Source organism: Pseudomonas sp. MCal1 (genome assembly GCF_026341415.1).
Lineage (GTDB): Bacteria > Pseudomonadota > Gammaproteobacteria > Pseudomonadales > Pseudomonadaceae > Aquipseudomonas.
This window is the reverse complement of record NZ_JAKUMP010000007.1, coordinates 270,433-285,109: the sequence shown is the minus strand read 5'-3', so window position 1 is coordinate 285,109 and position 14,677 is coordinate 270,433. Positions and strand designations below refer to the sequence as shown.

The 14,677-nt window shown below is 61.6% G+C and carries 11 protein-coding genes and 1 pseudogene; 5 read left to right on the top strand and 7 right to left on the bottom strand.

All coding sequences use genetic code 11. The annotated features are described in order from the left end of the window. Positions 1 to 68 precede the first annotated feature (68 nt). Positions 69 to 1,433 carry a formimidoylglutamate deiminase gene (locus MKZ87_RS14165; RefSeq protein WP_266201154.1) on the top strand — a complete coding sequence of 455 codons (1,365 nt, stop codon included), beginning with the start codon at positions 69 to 71 and terminating at the stop codon, positions 1,431 to 1,433. A gap of 137 nt (positions 1,434 to 1,570) precedes the next feature. Here the strand turns inward: MKZ87_RS14165 and MKZ87_RS14160 are convergent, their stop codons facing one another. Both MKZ87_RS14160 and MKZ87_RS14155 read right to left on the bottom strand, forming a co-directional pair. Continuing rightward, entirely contained in the window at positions 1,571 to 2,140 is a 570-nt protein-coding gene (locus MKZ87_RS14160) for a lipocalin family protein (protein WP_085702695.1), read from the bottom strand. A 31-nt stretch (positions 2,141 to 2,171) separates the two neighbouring features. After that, positions 2,172 to 2,426, bottom strand: coding sequence for a hypothetical protein (locus MKZ87_RS14155; RefSeq protein ID WP_007952486.1), 255 nt, complete (start codon positions 2,424 to 2,426; stop codon positions 2,172 to 2,174). A gap of 282 nt (positions 2,427 to 2,708) precedes the next feature. Between MKZ87_RS14155 and MKZ87_RS29035 the strand changes: the two are divergent. The 4 genes and pseudogenes from MKZ87_RS29035 to MKZ87_RS14140 form a co-directional block, all read left to right on the top strand. Continuing rightward, a pseudogene (locus MKZ87_RS29035) lies at positions 2,709 to 3,743 on the top strand (cache domain-containing sensor histidine kinase); the annotation flags it as partial. Between the two features lie 93 nt (positions 3,744 to 3,836). Beyond that, positions 3,837 to 4,601, top strand: coding sequence for a methyl-accepting chemotaxis protein (locus MKZ87_RS29030; RefSeq protein WP_371917923.1), 765 nt, complete (start codon positions 3,837 to 3,839; stop codon positions 4,599 to 4,601). A gap of 124 nt (positions 4,602 to 4,725) precedes the next feature. Further along, positions 4,726 to 4,998 (top strand): type II toxin-antitoxin system Phd/YefM family antitoxin, encoded by a 273-nt coding sequence (locus MKZ87_RS14145; protein WP_085702697.1) that lies wholly within the window; start codon positions 4,726 to 4,728, stop codon positions 4,996 to 4,998. Further along, entirely contained in the window at positions 4,995 to 5,327 is a 333-nt protein-coding gene (locus MKZ87_RS14140; protein ID WP_085698076.1) for a type II toxin-antitoxin system RelE/ParE family toxin, read from the top strand. Before MKZ87_RS14145 ends, MKZ87_RS14140 begins: the two co-directional genes overlap by 4 nt. A 12-nt stretch (positions 5,328 to 5,339) precedes the next feature. Here the strand turns inward: MKZ87_RS14140 and MKZ87_RS14135 are convergent, their stop codons facing one another. The 5 genes from MKZ87_RS14135 to MKZ87_RS14115 all read right to left on the bottom strand — a co-directional run bounded on the left by MKZ87_RS14135 (position 5,340) and on the right by MKZ87_RS14115 (position 14,656). Continuing rightward, positions 5,340 to 5,942, bottom strand: a complete 603-nt coding sequence (locus tag MKZ87_RS14135; RefSeq protein ID WP_227234159.1) for a DUF924 family protein — start codon at positions 5,940 to 5,942, stop codon at positions 5,340 to 5,342. Between the two features lie 3 nt (positions 5,943 to 5,945). Continuing rightward, positions 5,946 to 6,956 (bottom strand): class 1 fructose-bisphosphatase, encoded by a 1,011-nt coding sequence (locus MKZ87_RS14130; RefSeq protein WP_085698074.1) that lies wholly within the window; start codon positions 6,954 to 6,956, stop codon positions 5,946 to 5,948. 195 nt (positions 6,957 to 7,151) lie between these two features. Next, entirely contained in the window at positions 7,152 to 8,516 is a 1,365-nt protein-coding gene (locus MKZ87_RS14125) for a DUF3999 domain-containing protein (RefSeq protein ID WP_266201151.1), read from the bottom strand. Further along, positions 8,513 to 12,103: a DUF2339 domain-containing protein gene (locus MKZ87_RS14120; RefSeq protein WP_266201150.1), complete on the bottom strand. Its 3,591-nt coding sequence runs from the start codon at positions 12,101 to 12,103 to the stop codon at positions 8,513 to 8,515. The genes MKZ87_RS14125 and MKZ87_RS14120 overlap by 4 nt, the downstream gene beginning before the upstream one ends. Positions 12,104 to 12,205: 102 nt before the next feature. Then, on the bottom strand, positions 12,206 to 14,656 hold the full coding sequence (locus MKZ87_RS14115) for a glycogen/starch/alpha-glucan phosphorylase (RefSeq protein WP_227234154.1): 2,451 nt from the start codon (positions 14,654 to 14,656) through the stop codon (positions 12,206 to 12,208). Between the last annotated feature and the right edge of the window lie 21 nt (positions 14,657 to 14,677).

Genomic DNA, 14,677 nt, shown 5'->3' with positions numbered 1-14,677 from the left:
CGGAGTTTACCGGGCAGGCAAACGTCTGTATATGTATATACAAATAACACACGATGGGGTGCCGAACCATGTCCGCCTTCTTTGCCGAACGCGCGCTGCTGCCTAACGGATGGGCCAACAATGTACGTCTCGAGGTCAGCGCCGATGGCGTGTTGACCCGAATCCAGGCCGATTCCACCGCAGATGGCGCCGAACGGCTGAGCGGTCCGCTGCTGCCGGGGATGCCGAATCTGCACTCCCACGCGTTCCAGCGAGCGATGGCGGGACTGACGGAAGTGGCCGGCAACCCCAACGACAGTTTCTGGACCTGGCGCGATCTGATGTATCGGCTCGTCGGAAAAATCAGCCCCGACCAGCTCGGGGTGATTGCCCGCCAGCTGTACATCGAAATGCTCAAGGCCGGTTACACCTCGGTCGCCGAATTCCATTACGTCCACCACGATAACAACGGCCAGCCGTACGCCGACCCGGCCGAGCTGGCATTGCGCATCAGCCAGGCGGCCAGTGCCGCCGGCATCGGCCTGACATTGCTGCCTGTGCTTTACAGCCACAGCGGTTTTGGCGGCCAGACGCCGAACGAAGGTCAGCGCCGTTTCATCAACAGCACCGAAAACTACCTGAAACTGCAATCGCGCCTGCAACCCCTGCTCGCGCAGCAAAAGGCGCAGTCGCTGGGCCTGTGCTTCCACTCTTTGCGCGCGGTCACCCCGCAGCAGATCAGCGAAGTGCTGGCAGCCAGCGACAAGCAATGCCCGGTGCACATCCACATTGCCGAACAACAGAAAGAAGTGGACGACTGCCTGAGCTGGAGCGGTCGCCGCCCGCTGCAATGGCTGTATGAAAACACCGAAGTCGATCAGCGCTGGTGCCTGGTGCACGCGACCCACGCCAATCCGGAAGAAGTCACGCTGATGGCCAGGAGCCGCGCCATCGCCGGTCTGTGCCTGACTACCGAGGCCAACCTCGGCGACGGTATTTTCCCGGCGGTGGATTTCCTCGCTCAGGGCGGGCGCATGGGCATCGGCTCCGACAGCCATGTGTCGTTGAGTGTGGTGGAAGAATTGCGTTGGCTGGAATACGGCCAGCGCCTGCGCGATCAGCGGCGCAATCGCTTGTATGGCGCAGATCAGCCGATGGTCGGCCGTACGCTGTACGACGCGGCGCTCGACGGTGGCGCTCAGGCGCTGGGCCAACCGATTGGTGCGCTGGAAGTCGGCAAGCGGGCTGACTGGATTGTGCTCGATGGCAGCGATCCATACCTGGCCACGGCCAGTGGTGACGGGATTCTCAATCGCTGGCTGTTTGCCGGTGGCGACCGTCAGGTGCGCGATGTGCTGGTCAACGGTCAGTGGGTCGTGCGCGAGGGGCGACATGCCGAGGAGGAGGACAGCAATCGCGCCTTTACCCAGGTCCTGCGAGAGCTTTTGGGCTGACACAAACTTCTGTTACTGATCGTTCCCACGCTCTGCGTGGGAATGCAGCCCGGGACGCTCCGCGTCCCAAAAGCGGACGCAGAGCGTCCATTGAGGCATTCCCACGCGGAGCGTGGGAACGATCAGAACAGGAGAAGTCAGTTGGACGTCTTGGCCATCTGCTGATCCGACGTACGCCAGATCAGGCGCGTGGTGTCGTAACCCTGCTGGCGCGCCTTGCTCAACAGTTCCTCACGCACCACACCGTTGACGGTCGGCGTGCGCGACAACAGCCACAGATAGCGGCGACTCGGGTCGCCGACGAGAGCGGTCTTGTAGTCATCGCTGACGTACAGCACCCAGTACTGACCCTTCGCCACACCCGGAATCAGACGCGAGAACCAGGTATCGAACTCGACCCACAACTTGTCGGTCTTGCCAGGCACCTGTGGATAAGCCGTGCCTTTGACTTCTTCCCACGTCCAGTCCGCCGTCAGGCAGCGGTTGTACACCGCGACATTGCCGTCGGGCTTGAGGGAATATCGGGCTTCGGATTGTGCGCAATTGCGCTGGAAATACATCGGCAGACGCGCCAGTTCGTACCAGGTGCCCTGGTAACGCTTGAGATTGACACTGTTGACCGTCTTCGGCGCCAGCGGATCTTCACCGGACGTGGCGCAGCCGGCCAATACCAGGCCGGCCAAAAGGACAAGCAATAACCGCTTCATTGTTTTTCTCCCGTGGGCGCGGAGCCCCGGTTTACTTCAGGCCTTGGCCGGAAAACATCAGCACTTTGTCACCGGCGTACTGCACGCTGATAAAGCTGTTCTTGTCGCCCCAGGTGCAACTGGACATGCCGAGCGCGCCCGAGCAATCGGTGGGCTTGCCGAGCAGCGTCTCGACTTCAGCCTTGGCCATGCCGGCCGAGAGCTTCGAATAGTTTTCCTGATTGACCTTGCTGCATGCAGCCAACAGCACGCAAAACGACAGCAGGGCGATAGATCGCAGCGACATGGTGTAACTCCTGGAGCGGAAGGGGGATGGCATGGCGCCAACCAGAAGCTTAGAAGAGAAAACCCCTGTCTGGTTCCCTGGCAGGCCGGCTATTTGTTAACCCGCTCGTCCGGCTTTCGCCGATAAATCAGACAGTTTGTAAAGCTGTTGAGCATTTCGTCGCCTTTCGCAAAAGGCGCCTAATCTTTGGCGCGTGGCGGTCGAAATAAGAGCAGCGCAAAGCCCCAGAGTGTGGCAAATTGCCGCCCTTTCTTGACCAGCCCCTTCGCGGTAGCTCCCTTAATGACCAGAAACATGAAATTCAGCCACAAGATCTTGTTGGCTGCCGCCCTCGTGGTGGCCGTTGCATTCGCCTGTTTCATTTTGTTCAACGACTATCGCCAGCGCGAAGCCCTGCAAAGCAGCACCGAAGCGTCGATGCAGGAACTGGGCAGTCTGACCACCAGCAACATCCAGACCTGGCTGGAAAGCCGCATCCAGTTGCTGCAATCGATGGCGCAACAGGTCGTCGCCGACGGCAACGCCCCGGCCAGCCTGAAACGCATCATCGACCTGCCCGCCTACACCGGCAACTTCCAGCTCAGTTACTTTGGCGGCGCCGACGGCGTGATGTTCTCGGTCCCGGCCGGCAACCGTGCGCCGGATTACGACCCGCGCGCCCGTGGCTGGTACAAGGCAGCCAATGCTGCGCAACAGACCATCGTCACCGAACCGTACATCGCCGCCTCGTCGGGCAAACTGGTGATCACCGTGGCCACGCCGGTGCAGCGCCAGGGCCAGATGATCGGTGTGGCCGGCGCCGACATTGATCTGTCGAGTGTCAGCGCGATCATCAACTCACTGAACTTCGGCGGCCACGGTCACGCGTTCATCGTCAGTGCCGACGGCAAGATCCTGATCCACCCGGACAGCAAACTGGTGCTCAAGACTCTGGTCGAGGCCTATCCCAACGGTGCGCCGAAAGTCAGCCCGGGCCTGAAGGAAGTCGAGTTCGACGGCAAGACCCAGCTGATCTCCTTCACCCACGTCAACGGCGTACCGTCGGCCGACTGGTACGTGGCGCTGGTGCTGGACAAGGACACCGCGTTCTCGATGCTCAGCGAATTCCGCACCTCGGCGCTGATCGCCATGGTCATCGCCGTGGTGATCATCATCGCCCTGCTCGGCATGCTGATCCGTGTGTTGATGCAGCCGCTGCTGACCATGGGCCGCGCCATGCATGACATCGCCGAAGGCGAAGGCGACCTGACCAAACGCCTGATCATCCACGGCCACGATGAATTCGGTGCGCTGGGCTTGTCGTTCAACCGTTTCGTCGAGCGCATTCACACCTCGATCCGCGAAGTGTCGTCAGCCACCGGGCAAGTCAACGAAGTCGCACTGCGCGTAGTCGCCGCGTCCAACTCGTCGATGTTCAACTCCGACCAGCAGGCCTCGCGCACCAACAGCGTGGCCGCCGCGATCAACCAGCTCGGCGCCGCCGCCCAGGAAATCGCCCAGAACGCCGCCCTCGCCTCGCAACACTCCAGCGATGCCCGCAGCCTGGCAGAAGACGGCCAGCAGGTGGTGGATAAAACCATCCACGCGATGCAGCAACTGTCGGCGAAGATCAGCGACTCCTGCGGCAACATCGAAACCCTGAACAGCAACACTGTGAACATCGGGCAGATTCTGGAAGTGATCACCAGCATCTCCCAGCAGACCAACCTGCTGGCGCTCAACGCGGCCATTGAAGCAGCCCGTGCCGGTGAAGCCGGTCGTGGTTTCGCCGTGGTGGCCGACGAAGTCCGCAACCTGGCGCACCGTACTCAGGATTCGGCGCAGCAAGTGCAGAACATGATCGAAGAACTGCAAGTCGGCGCGCGTCAGGCGGTCGGCATCATGACCGAGAGCCAGCGTGAGAGCGAAAGCAGCGTCGGCATCGCCAACCAGGCCGGCGAACGTCTGGGCAGCGTGACCCAGCGCATCGGCGAAATCGACGGCATGAACCAGTCGGTGGCGACGGCGACGGAAGAGCAGACAGCGGTGGTCGAGTCGATCAACGTTGATATCAACGAGATCAACACGCTGAACCAGGAAGGGGTCGAGAATTTGCAGGCGACGTTGCGCGCTTGTGCGGATCTGGAGCAGCAGGCTGCGCGGTTGAAGCAGTTGGTGGGTAGTTTCCGGATCTAAGGCGTCCGAAGCCGTCTTCGCGCGTAAAACCGCGAAGACGGAACAACACGCTTGTCACCTCGGCCTGACTCAGGACTGAATTAAGACTAAACTCGGTCCTAGTCCACTGAGCGAGGCGCAGCCCGTGAAGCTTTCATCCCAGATCAAACCCATCAGTTACCTGAAAAGCCATACCGCCGAAATCGTCAAAACGATTAGCGAAAGCCGTGAGCCGCTGGTGATAACCCAGAACGGTGAAGCGAAGCTTGTAGTCATGGACATCAAGAGTTTTGAAGAGCAGGAAGAAACAATGGCTCTGCTCAAACTGCTTGCCATGGGAAATCGAGAAATTGAGGAAGGCAAGTACAGGGACGTTGAAGACGTTTTCGCAGAGCTGGACAGGATCGACCCCCAATGAGTTTGAAGGTCGTTATTCTTCAGTCCGCCGAAACAGATCTCAAAGATCTTCGCACCTACCTCATCAAACAGTTCTCACCTCAAACCTGGCATAGCACTTATGCCAGCTTGAAGGTCGCTATTCGCAGTCTCGCATCCTTACCCTATTCAGGATCCATTCCCGAAGAAATAGAAAGACTGAACCTTGGTCAATATCGGCAAGTCATCTCTGGTTTGAATCGCATTATTTATGAAGTCCGAGAGCAGACTATTTATATCCATATCATCGCCGATACGAGAAAAAACCTGCCTGCACTCTTGATGAAGCGTTTGCTTCAAGGCAATCCCTGAGTCTGATGCAGCTCAGAAACTCGACCCCGGCTGCGAAAGAAACTCCAGCTCCTCCACCGTAGACTCCCGCCCCAACACCGCATTGCGATGCGGAAACCGGCCAAACCGGGCAATCACCTTCTGATGCCGCTCGGCATAATCCAGGTTGTCGGCAAACACCCCGCGCTCCGCCTCCGGCTGTTCTGCCACCAGTTCGATGAATCGCGAGACGGCTTCATTCTGCACCGCGAGGTTTTCGCAGTGTTCGAAGACAAGGTAGATGAAGAGTCGCTGGATCGGTTTCAACTGCCGATCGAAGTCTGCAGCAATCCCCTGAGCAACCAGCTTCTGGGCCCGTAGATCACCGGAAAAAGCCTTGGGCGTATCGCGAAAGATCATGCGCGGGAGTTGGTCGAGCAACAGCACCACTGCCAGCCAACCTTCGGGACGTTGCGTCCACTCGGTCAATCCGCCAGCGAGGGCCTGATCGACAAAGACCCCGAAACGCTCACGCGCTTCGAGGTCCTGGCTGTCTTTCTTGCCAAACCACAACTTGCCCTGTTGCGCCGAAACTTCAGTGGCTGATTCGGCATGACCGAACCACCAATCGAGCAACGGCTGCCAGGGCGCGGTCATGGTTTATTCCTTGTGGTAAGCCGTGGCGCGGGCGACTTCTTCTTTCGAGCCGAGGAACACCGCTACGCGCTGGTGCAGGCCTTCAGGCTTGATGTCGAGAATGCGCTGGTGGCCGTCGGTGGAAGCGCCGCCTGCCTGTTCCACCAGGAAAGACATCGGGTTGGCTTCGTACATCAGGCGCAGCTTGCCCGGCTTGGACGGCTCGCGGCTGTCGCGTGGGTACATGAACAGACCGCCACGGGTCAGGATGCGGTGCACGTCGGCCACCATCGCCGCGACCCAACGCATGTTGTAGTTCTTTTTCAGCGGGCCTTCTTCACCGGCCAGCAGTTCGGAAACGTAGCGCTGTACCGGAGCTTCCCAGTGACGCTGGTTGGACATGTTGATGGCGAATTCCTGGGTGCTTTCAGGAATGGTGATGTCTTCGTGGGTCAGGACGAAGCTGCCCATTTCGCGGTCCAGGGTGAAGCCCTTCACGCCGTTGCCCAGGGTCAGGATCAACATGGTTTGCGGACCGTAGATCGCGTAACCGGCCGCGACCTGCTGGGTACCTGGCTGCAGGAAGGCCTTTTCGTTCAGGGCTTCGTTCTGGCTCAGGTATTCGTTCGGGCAACGCAGTACCGAGAAGATGGTGCCGACCGGGGCGTTGATGTCGATGTTCGACGAACCGTCCAGCGGGTCGAACACCAGCAGGTAGGCGCCTTTCGGGTATTTGCCCGGGATCTGGTAGGCGTTGTCCATTTCTTCGGATGCCATGCCGGCCAGGTGACCGCCCCACTCGTTGGCTTCGAGCAGGATTTCGTTCGACAGCACGTCGAGCTTCTTCTGCACTTCGCCTTGCACGTTTTCAGTGCCCATGCTGCCCAGAACGCCGCCCAGGGCGCCTTTGGACACGGCGTGGCTGATTTCCTTACAGGCGCGCGCCACCACTTCGATCAGGAAACGCAGATCGGCAGGAGTGTTGTTGCTGCGGGTCTGCTCAATCAAATAGCGACTCAGGGTAACGCGGGACATGGACGGCTCCGGTGGAATGGGGGGCTAAAAACCCGCGCAGTTTACAGGGAGTCTGAAACCGTAGCGAGCAATGACGCCCGGTAACGTGCGTCGAGTGCAATTCCTGCTATCAGACGTGATCGGACCTGGAGAGTTCAGGCACCGGATTCAGCGTAGTTGGAAACCCGACGGGTGTAGCGACCACACCCGTCATATTCAGGATTTGGCCGGTGGCTTGCGCAGCAGACTGAAGGCCATCGCCGCCAGAAACAGCACGCTGAGCAACAACACCGCCCACAGGCCGAATTTCTTCCAGTTGGTGTGGCTGGTCGCTGCTGCAGTGGCCGTCGAAGTCTGGGTCGCCAGCGCTTCGCCCTGCACCGCGGCCTTGCCCAGCGTGGCCAGTTTCTCCGGTTTGAAATCGGGAATCAGCGTGGTCAGCGGCAGGTTCGCCGTCTTCACGGTCGGATTGCCCAGCGCCAGGCTGTACGGCCCTTCACCACGGGCAAGGAAGATCACCTGCGTGGCGCGCACCGCATATTTCAAGCTCGGTGCCTGTTCGCCGAGGCCGCCGCCGCGTTCGTCGACCGTGAGCTTCAACTGCTGCACGGTCTGGCCGTAAAGCTGCAATTCGTTCTGCAGCACGTCCTGGCCATTCTGGGTCAGGCGATAGAGCAGACCGCTGCTCAGCGGTTGCCACGGCAGACTGCTTTCGCGACGTCCCGACAACGTCACCGGCGCCAGACTGTTGGCCTGCTTCAGTTCGACCTGCACCCGCTCGATGTTCAGCCCCATCGGCAACTGCCAGGTGTATTCCCCGACCTTGCCGCTGCTGCCCGCCAGCGCCGGCGACCAGACCAATGGCAGCGGCAGGTGACGCGGGTCGCTGCTTTTCAGTTGTGCCGACGTCAGCTCCGGCGCCGAGGCCGGGGAATCCCACAGCAGACGCAGATACCGCGCCGATTGCCCCGGCAGCGCCACTTCATGTTGCTCGACCCGTTCGTCGGCAAAGGTCAGGCGCGCGACCTGGCCTTCGCCCCAGGCTTGCCAGTGCTGCAAGTCGTCGCTGGCCTCGATGCTGAAACGCTGGAAGCCGTCGCGCTCGCTGGTCCAGTCGAGGATCAATTGCTGCAACGGCGCCTTGATCGCACTGGCGTCGAGCAGCCAGCCACGCAGCACTTCTTCACCGGCTTCGAGCTGGCTGGACGGCTGCACTTCCACCAGCGTGCCGGTGGTGGTGGATTGCACGCGAACGTTCGGCGCACGCTCGGTCGCATCCGCCGAGTTGTACAGCGGGAACCACTTCACGTCATGTAACTGGCCGTCGTCGCGGGTCTGTGCTGATTCCCGGGCCAGGGCATAGGCCTGCGGCTCTCCGGCGGCGTTGAACACCCGCAGATCGCTGAGATCGGTCTGACGTGCCTGCAACTGCACGCTCAGCGGCAGTTCGAGGCGATACCACGGGCCTGCGCCACTGACCGACAACGGCACCTGCGTGGCGAAGTCCGCCGGTTTTTCCTGGGCGCCGGCCGTCATGGCCACGCCCAGCAACAGCCAACCGAGATTAAGCTTGCGACTCAAGACGACACTCCTTCGGTTTCCGGGGCCGGTTTGTCCGCCGCCGGTGCAGCTTCGGCGCGTTTGGGCGGCAGCGGCGCAAAGTAGCCCACCACCAGCAGCAACACGCCGACGCCGATGAACGAGACGATCCGGGCCAGTCCGCCACGGTTGCTCAATTCGACAAAAATCAGTTTGGCCACCACCAGCGCAATCAGCGCCGCGCCGATCAGCCACACTTCGCGGCGATGGCGCAGGTGCCCGCCGATCATCAGCCCCAGCGCCATCAGCGTCCAGACGATCGACAACCCGGCCTGCACCAGCATCGATTCGAGCAGCAGATCCAGCTCGAACGGAATCCCCGCCCAATGGTGCGCGGCGCGGGTGACCAGCGCGGTGCAGAAGGCGAACAGCGAAACACCGGCAATCAGTTGCGTGGCGTAAGCCGCGTAATCCTGGCGGATCGACAGCTCGGCAACAGCGCTGCGCGACCAGACGTAAACACCGAACAACGCAAACAGCAGACCCAATTCCAGCGGGTTGAGCAGCGGCACATAAGGCAGCGGTTCGGCGTTGCCATCGCTGACGCCATTGGCCAGCCAGAACCAGACCAGCATCAGCACCGCCAGCGGCGCCGCCGCGTACAAACGGTACTCACGAGGGAACGCCGCCACCGGCCATGGCCAGTTGCGCGGCGCGGCCATCAGCAACAGATACACGCTTGGCAGAATCGCCCAGCCCAGCCAGCGCCAGGCGTTGTATTGCTCGGACAACAGCAGCAGGCCGTAACGCAATTCCAGCGCCAGCACGCCGATCAGCAGCCAGCAACCGAGTACATGCGCCGTGCTCAAGGCCCGCGCCGGCAGCATGGGCGCCAGACGCCGCAGACTGATGAAATGCACGACGAACACCGCCGCCCACGCCAGCCAGCCGAAATTCGCCGCCGGGTGATAACGCGAATGCCACGCGGCGAGCAACACCAAACCGGCCGCTGGCATCAGCAGGGTGCAGAGCAGACCGAGAGACGGCCATTTCAGGCGCGAGGCCAACAGCGTCCACAACACGACGCTCAGCGCGGCGACCAGCAGCAACAGCGTCGCCTGCACATTCAGCGGCGCAAACCGCAGCACTTCACTGACCCACGCCAGCGCCCACCAACCGGCGCCCCACACCAGCAACACGTCGGACAACCGCTGCAAACTCAGCACATCGAAAGCCGAAGCGTGATTGCCCAGTTGCAGGCGCCACGCCCCGATCATCGCCGCCAGCCCCAGCACCAGCGGCGTCCAGAAACCGCCATGGGCCAGCGGTCGCAGGCCTTCGCTGGACAACGGCCCGAGCAACTCGGGGCCGGCCAGCAAGAACGCCGCGCCGCCGATCAACTGCAACAACAGACCGAAGATAAAACTCACGCGCTGCCTGAGGTACAGACTGAGCCAGATGATCAGCAAGCCACTGGCCGCCCACACCGCACTCGCGGTTTGCCACGGCAGCACGAACAACACCGCCAGATTGACCAGCACCAGACCCGCCAGTAGCACCACCGACAACCCGCGCAGCAGACGAACATCGCTGCGCACCATATTGTCGCGCGCGGCCAGCAGCATGCCGGCGATCAGTGCCAGACCGATCAGCGAGGCGCTGAGCAAACCGCTCCAGCCAGCGCTGAACACGGCCGCCGAATCCTCGCCTGCTCCTTGCAGGCGCAGCAGGAACAACACCCCGCCGAGCAGTTGCACGGCAAACGCGGTGAACAGGAATGTGCGCGATTGCAGGCGCAAGCCGACGAACAAGGTCACCAGTCCGGCCAGGGCCCAACTGATTGCCGTGAACTGGACGAAGAAAAACAGCGGCGCCAACAGATAGAGAAAAGTCAGACCGAGACTCGCCAAAACCGGCAGGCCTTGGCGCTCCCATGCCGAGGTGTGCTCCGCCGGGGTTTTACGCAATTGATAGAAACTGAACAACAGCGCAATGCCCAGCATCAACGCGCCCAACGGCGCACCGTCGAGCAGGCTGCTTTCACCGACACGCAACTGGCTGAGAAACGCCAGCGCCGAGCCCAGTTGCAGCAGCAACGCGAAGGCCCTGGCCAACGGCCGGTGCTGACGCAAGCCCAGCCAGAAAATCCCCGCGCCCTCTACCGCCCAGGCCGCAGAGGTCCAGCGCGCATCCAGCCCCAGCGGAATCGCCAGACTGGCGAAAATCACCCCGAGCGCCAGGCAAGTCTCGCCCAGCAGCAACGCCCGGCCGCCCATCAGCACCCGGGCGAGGGTCATGTAAATCATGCCCAGCGCCAATGCGCTGAACGCGGCGGCGAATTCCAGATGCTGGATCAATGCGAATTGCAGACCGAAACCCACCAGCGGCGGACCGAACAGCATGGTGCCGTCAACGTAATCACCCTTGCGCGCCGACCAGTGCAGCAGCGCCTCGCGATCGCTTTCTGCCGGGGCGTCCGGCATGTCCAGCAGCTTGCGCCGGGCGAACAGCAGGCCGATGACCAGATACATCAGGAAGAACAGAATCAGGAACGGCTCTGTGCTCCACAGCAGTTCCGGCGTGTACGAACGCAGGCCCCAGGCGAAACCGATGCCGAAGGTGCCAATGAAGCCGATCAGGTTGAGCAGGCGCCAGGCCTTGAACCAGGCGATGGCCAGAATGCCGGCGTTGAGCAGCGCGAAATAACTGAACAGCGCCACATGGTTACCGGCGCCGGTGGAAGTCAGGATCGGCGCAGCGAAACCGCCCAGCGCGGCGACGCAGGCCAGGGCAAGGGAATCCTGAGTGATCGCCAAAATGGCCGAAAACACCGTCACTGCCACCAGCAATCCCAGCGCAGCAGACGGATCAAGCAGCGGGTGCAGACGCATCGCCGCAAACACCGTCAGGTACAACACCGCAATCCCGGTACCTTGCAGCATCAAGGCGTAGCTGTTGTTGCGATGGCGCAACCACCAGCCCAGCGCCAGCAATCCCAGCGCCGCCGCTGCGACCCCGGCGTAACGCATTTCGATCGGCACCACCATGCCTTCGGTGGCGTAACGCAGCAGGAAGGCCAGACCGAAGAACAACAGCACCACACCGACCCGCAACACGGTATTGCCACCGAACAGCCAGTTGCGCGCAGCGCTGATGCCGCGCTCGATAAGATTCGGGCCACGAGGTTCGGCAGGCGATTGTGGTTCGCGGGTAACGGGCTCCGGGCGCCAGGCATCGACCGGCAGCGGCTGTTCAGCTTCGCTGGCGGCGACGGCGACAGGTTCGAGTTCGGGTGGCAGCTCCCAGATCAGCTCGGGTTCTGCGCCAGAGGGTTGTTCAAATACCGTGACAGGCTCAACGAGCGTTTCGCTGGCCGGTGCGACACTCGCCGGTGCCGGCGAATGTGCCGGAGCGCCCTCCAGCAGAAACAGACGCTGTTCGACGCCCTGCAACGCGATCTTCGCGTGATCCAGCTGACGCTGTTGCTCGGCAGCCTGTGAACCGAGCCGCGCGATGCGCATCGCCTGTCCGATGGCGAGCCCCAGTAACGCGCCCAACAGCGCATCGCTGAACGACTCGTCGAGCAGCCAGCCGAGCAAAAGCCCGATCAACATGAACATCCATTGCATGGTCGATATCCCTGAGCAGCCCCGTGGCGGGGCGAAACCAAGGCTCAGTATATCGGCCCGGCCCAACAATCGTGGGGCCGGGCGCACATTTGTCGCTAAAAGTTACTCCAGTGCCTTCCAGATATCCGTGGCGTACTCGCGGATCGTCCGGTCGGACGAGAACCAGCCCATGCGCGAGGTGTTCAGCACCGCCGAACGCCACCAGTTATTGGCGTCGTGCCAGAGCGCATCGACGCGCATCTGCGCTTCCCAGTACGAATCGAAATCGGCGCAGACGAAGAACCGGTCGTAATCCACCAGCGAATCGATCAGTCCGGTGTAGCGCGACGTGTCGTCCGGCGAGAACACCCCGCTGCGGATCGCCTGCAGCACGTCGTTGAGGCGATGGGACGCAGCGATATCCGGCAAGGCGCTGAACTCGTGGTTCTGCTTGCGCGCTTCGACCTGCTGGGCACTGAGGCCGAAGATGAACATGTGCTCGGCGCCGATGTTTTCGCACATTTCCACGTTGGCACCGTCGAGGGTGCCGATGGTCAGCGCACCGTTGAGGCCGAACTTCATGTTGCTGGTGCCCGAGGCTTCGAAACCGGCAGTGGATATCTGCTCCGACAGGTCCGCCGCAGGAATGATGCTTTCCGCCAGACTGACGTTGTAGTTGGGCAGGAACACCACTTTCAGCAGCCCACGCACGGTCGGGTCGTTGTTCACCACCCGGGCGATGTCGTTGGTCAGTTTGATGATCAGCTTGGCCTGGTGATAACTCGCCGCCGCTTTGCCGGCGAAGATTTTCACGCGCGGCACCCAGTCGATTTCCGGCTCGGCGCGAATCGCCTGATACAACGCGACCGTATGCATGAGGTTGAGCAACTGACGTTTGTATTCGTGAATCCGTTTGACCTGCACGTCGAACATCGCTGCCGGATTGACCGCGATCCCCAGCCTTTCATGAATCAGGTACGCCAAGGCTTTTTTGCTGTGCAACCGTTGCTCGGCGAAGGCTTTGCGAAAGGCTGGTTGTTCGGCGAACGGCTCAAGATCGAGCAATCGCTGTTCCGGGTTATCCAGGACGTCCGGGCCGAGGGAATCGACCAGCATCGATGTCAGTTCAGGGTTGGCCTGGTACAGCCAGCGGCGGAAGGTAATGCCGTTGGTCTTGTTGTTGATCCGCTCCGGATACAGCTTGTGCAGTTCGGCGAACACGGTTTTGCGCATCAGTTGCGTGTGCAGCCCGGACACCCCGTTGACGCTATGGGAGCCGAGGAACGCCAGGTTGCCCATGCGCACCCGGCGCCCGTTGTCTTCCTCGATCAGCGACACCGCGCGCAGCACGTCGAAATCGTGGATGCCCTTGGCCCGCAGCGAATCGATGTGCTGGGCGTTGATCAGGTAAATGATCTGCATGTGCCGCGGCAGCATGCGTTCCATCAGCCCCACCGGCCAGGTTTCCAGCGCTTCGGGCAGCAGCGTGTGGTTGGTGTACGACAGCGTATCGACAGTGACTTGCCATGCCGCATCCCAGGCCACGTCGTAGACGTCGACCAGTTGGCGCATCAGTTCGGCGACGGCGATCGAAGGGTGCGTATCGTTGAGCTGGATTGCCGCGTGATCGCCCAGCGTCAGCACCGAGGTGTGCATGTTGCGGTGACGGCGCAGCAGATCCTGAAGCGAGGCTGCGACGAAGAAGTATTCCTGACGCAGGCGCAGTTCCTGCCCGGCTTCGGTGCTGTCCGCCGGGTAAAGTACGCGGGAAATACTTTCGGCCCGGGCCACTTCGGCGACGGCGCCCAGGTGGTCACCGGCGTTGAAGCGCTCCAGGTGCAGGTCTTCCATGGCCCGGGCCCGCCACAGGCGCAAGGTGTTGACGCTCGCCCCGCGCCAGCCGACCACGGGGGTGTCGTAGGCGATGGCCCGCACGGTTTCCGCCGGATGCCAGACCTGTTTCGATTTGCCTTCGTTGTCGGTCACGGTCTCGACGCTGCCGCCAAAGCCGATCGGATAGACCACCTCTGGCCGCTCGAACTCCCAGGGGTTGCCGAAATCCAGCCAGTGTTCGGTCTGTTCCTGCTGCCAGCCGTCGACGATGGCCTGGCGGAACAGCCCGTGTTCGTAACGAATGCCGTAGCCGTGGCCGGCGATGCCGAGGGTCGACATGCTTTCCATGAAGCACGCCGCCAGCCGTCCGAGACCTCCGTTGCCCAGCGCCGCATCCGGCTCCAGGATGCGAATGCGCTCCAGATCGACGCCCAGTTCGGTCAGCGCTTCACGGGCGACGTCCAGCAGACCTAGGTTGCTCAGGCTGTCGTACAGCAAGCGGCCGATAAGGAATTCCAGCGAGAGGTAATACACCCGCTTCTGACCTTTGCGGTAGATCTGCCGGGTGTGGTCCATCCAGTGCTCGACCATGTGATCGCGCGCCGCCAGGGCGATGGCTTCGAACCAGTCATGGTCGAAGGCGTGATCCGGGTCTTTGCCCACCGCGTAGGTGAGTTTGGTCAGGACGGCGTCGCGGAATGCGGCCACCTCTGCTTCGCGAACTAGTGGTTCTTGAGTCATCGATAGGACCTCGAGCGAGCG

Excerpts from the sequence above, each read along its gene's own strand:
- MKZ87_RS14165 (WP_266201154.1), top strand. The coding sequence starts at position 69 with ATGTCCGCCTTCTTTGCCGAACGCGCGCTGCTGCCTAACGGATGGGCC.
- MKZ87_RS14160 (WP_085702695.1), bottom strand. The coding sequence starts at position 2,140 with ATGAAGCGGTTATTGCTTGTCCTTTTGGCCGGCCTGGTATTGGCCGGC.
- MKZ87_RS14155 (WP_007952486.1), bottom strand. The coding sequence starts at position 2,426 with ATGTCGCTGCGATCTATCGCCCTGCTGTCGTTTTGCGTGCTGTTGGCT.
- MKZ87_RS29030 (WP_371917923.1), top strand. The coding sequence starts at position 3,837 with ATGTTCAACTCCGACCAGCAGGCCTCGCGCACCAACAGCGTGGCCGCC.
- MKZ87_RS14140 (WP_085698076.1), top strand. The coding sequence starts at position 4,995 with ATGAGTTTGAAGGTCGTTATTCTTCAGTCCGCCGAAACAGATCTCAAA.
- MKZ87_RS14135 (WP_227234159.1), bottom strand. The coding sequence starts at position 5,942 with ATGACCGCGCCCTGGCAGCCGTTGCTCGATTGGTGGTTCGGTCATGCC.
- MKZ87_RS14130 (WP_085698074.1), bottom strand. The coding sequence starts at position 6,956 with ATGTCCCGCGTTACCCTGAGTCGCTATTTGATTGAGCAGACCCGCAGC.
- MKZ87_RS14120 (WP_266201150.1), bottom strand. The coding sequence starts at position 12,103 with ATGCAATGGATGTTCATGTTGATCGGGCTTTTGCTCGGCTGGCTGCTC.
- MKZ87_RS14115 (WP_227234154.1), bottom strand. The coding sequence starts at position 14,656 with ATGACTCAAGAACCACTAGTTCGCGAAGCAGAGGTGGCCGCATTCCGC.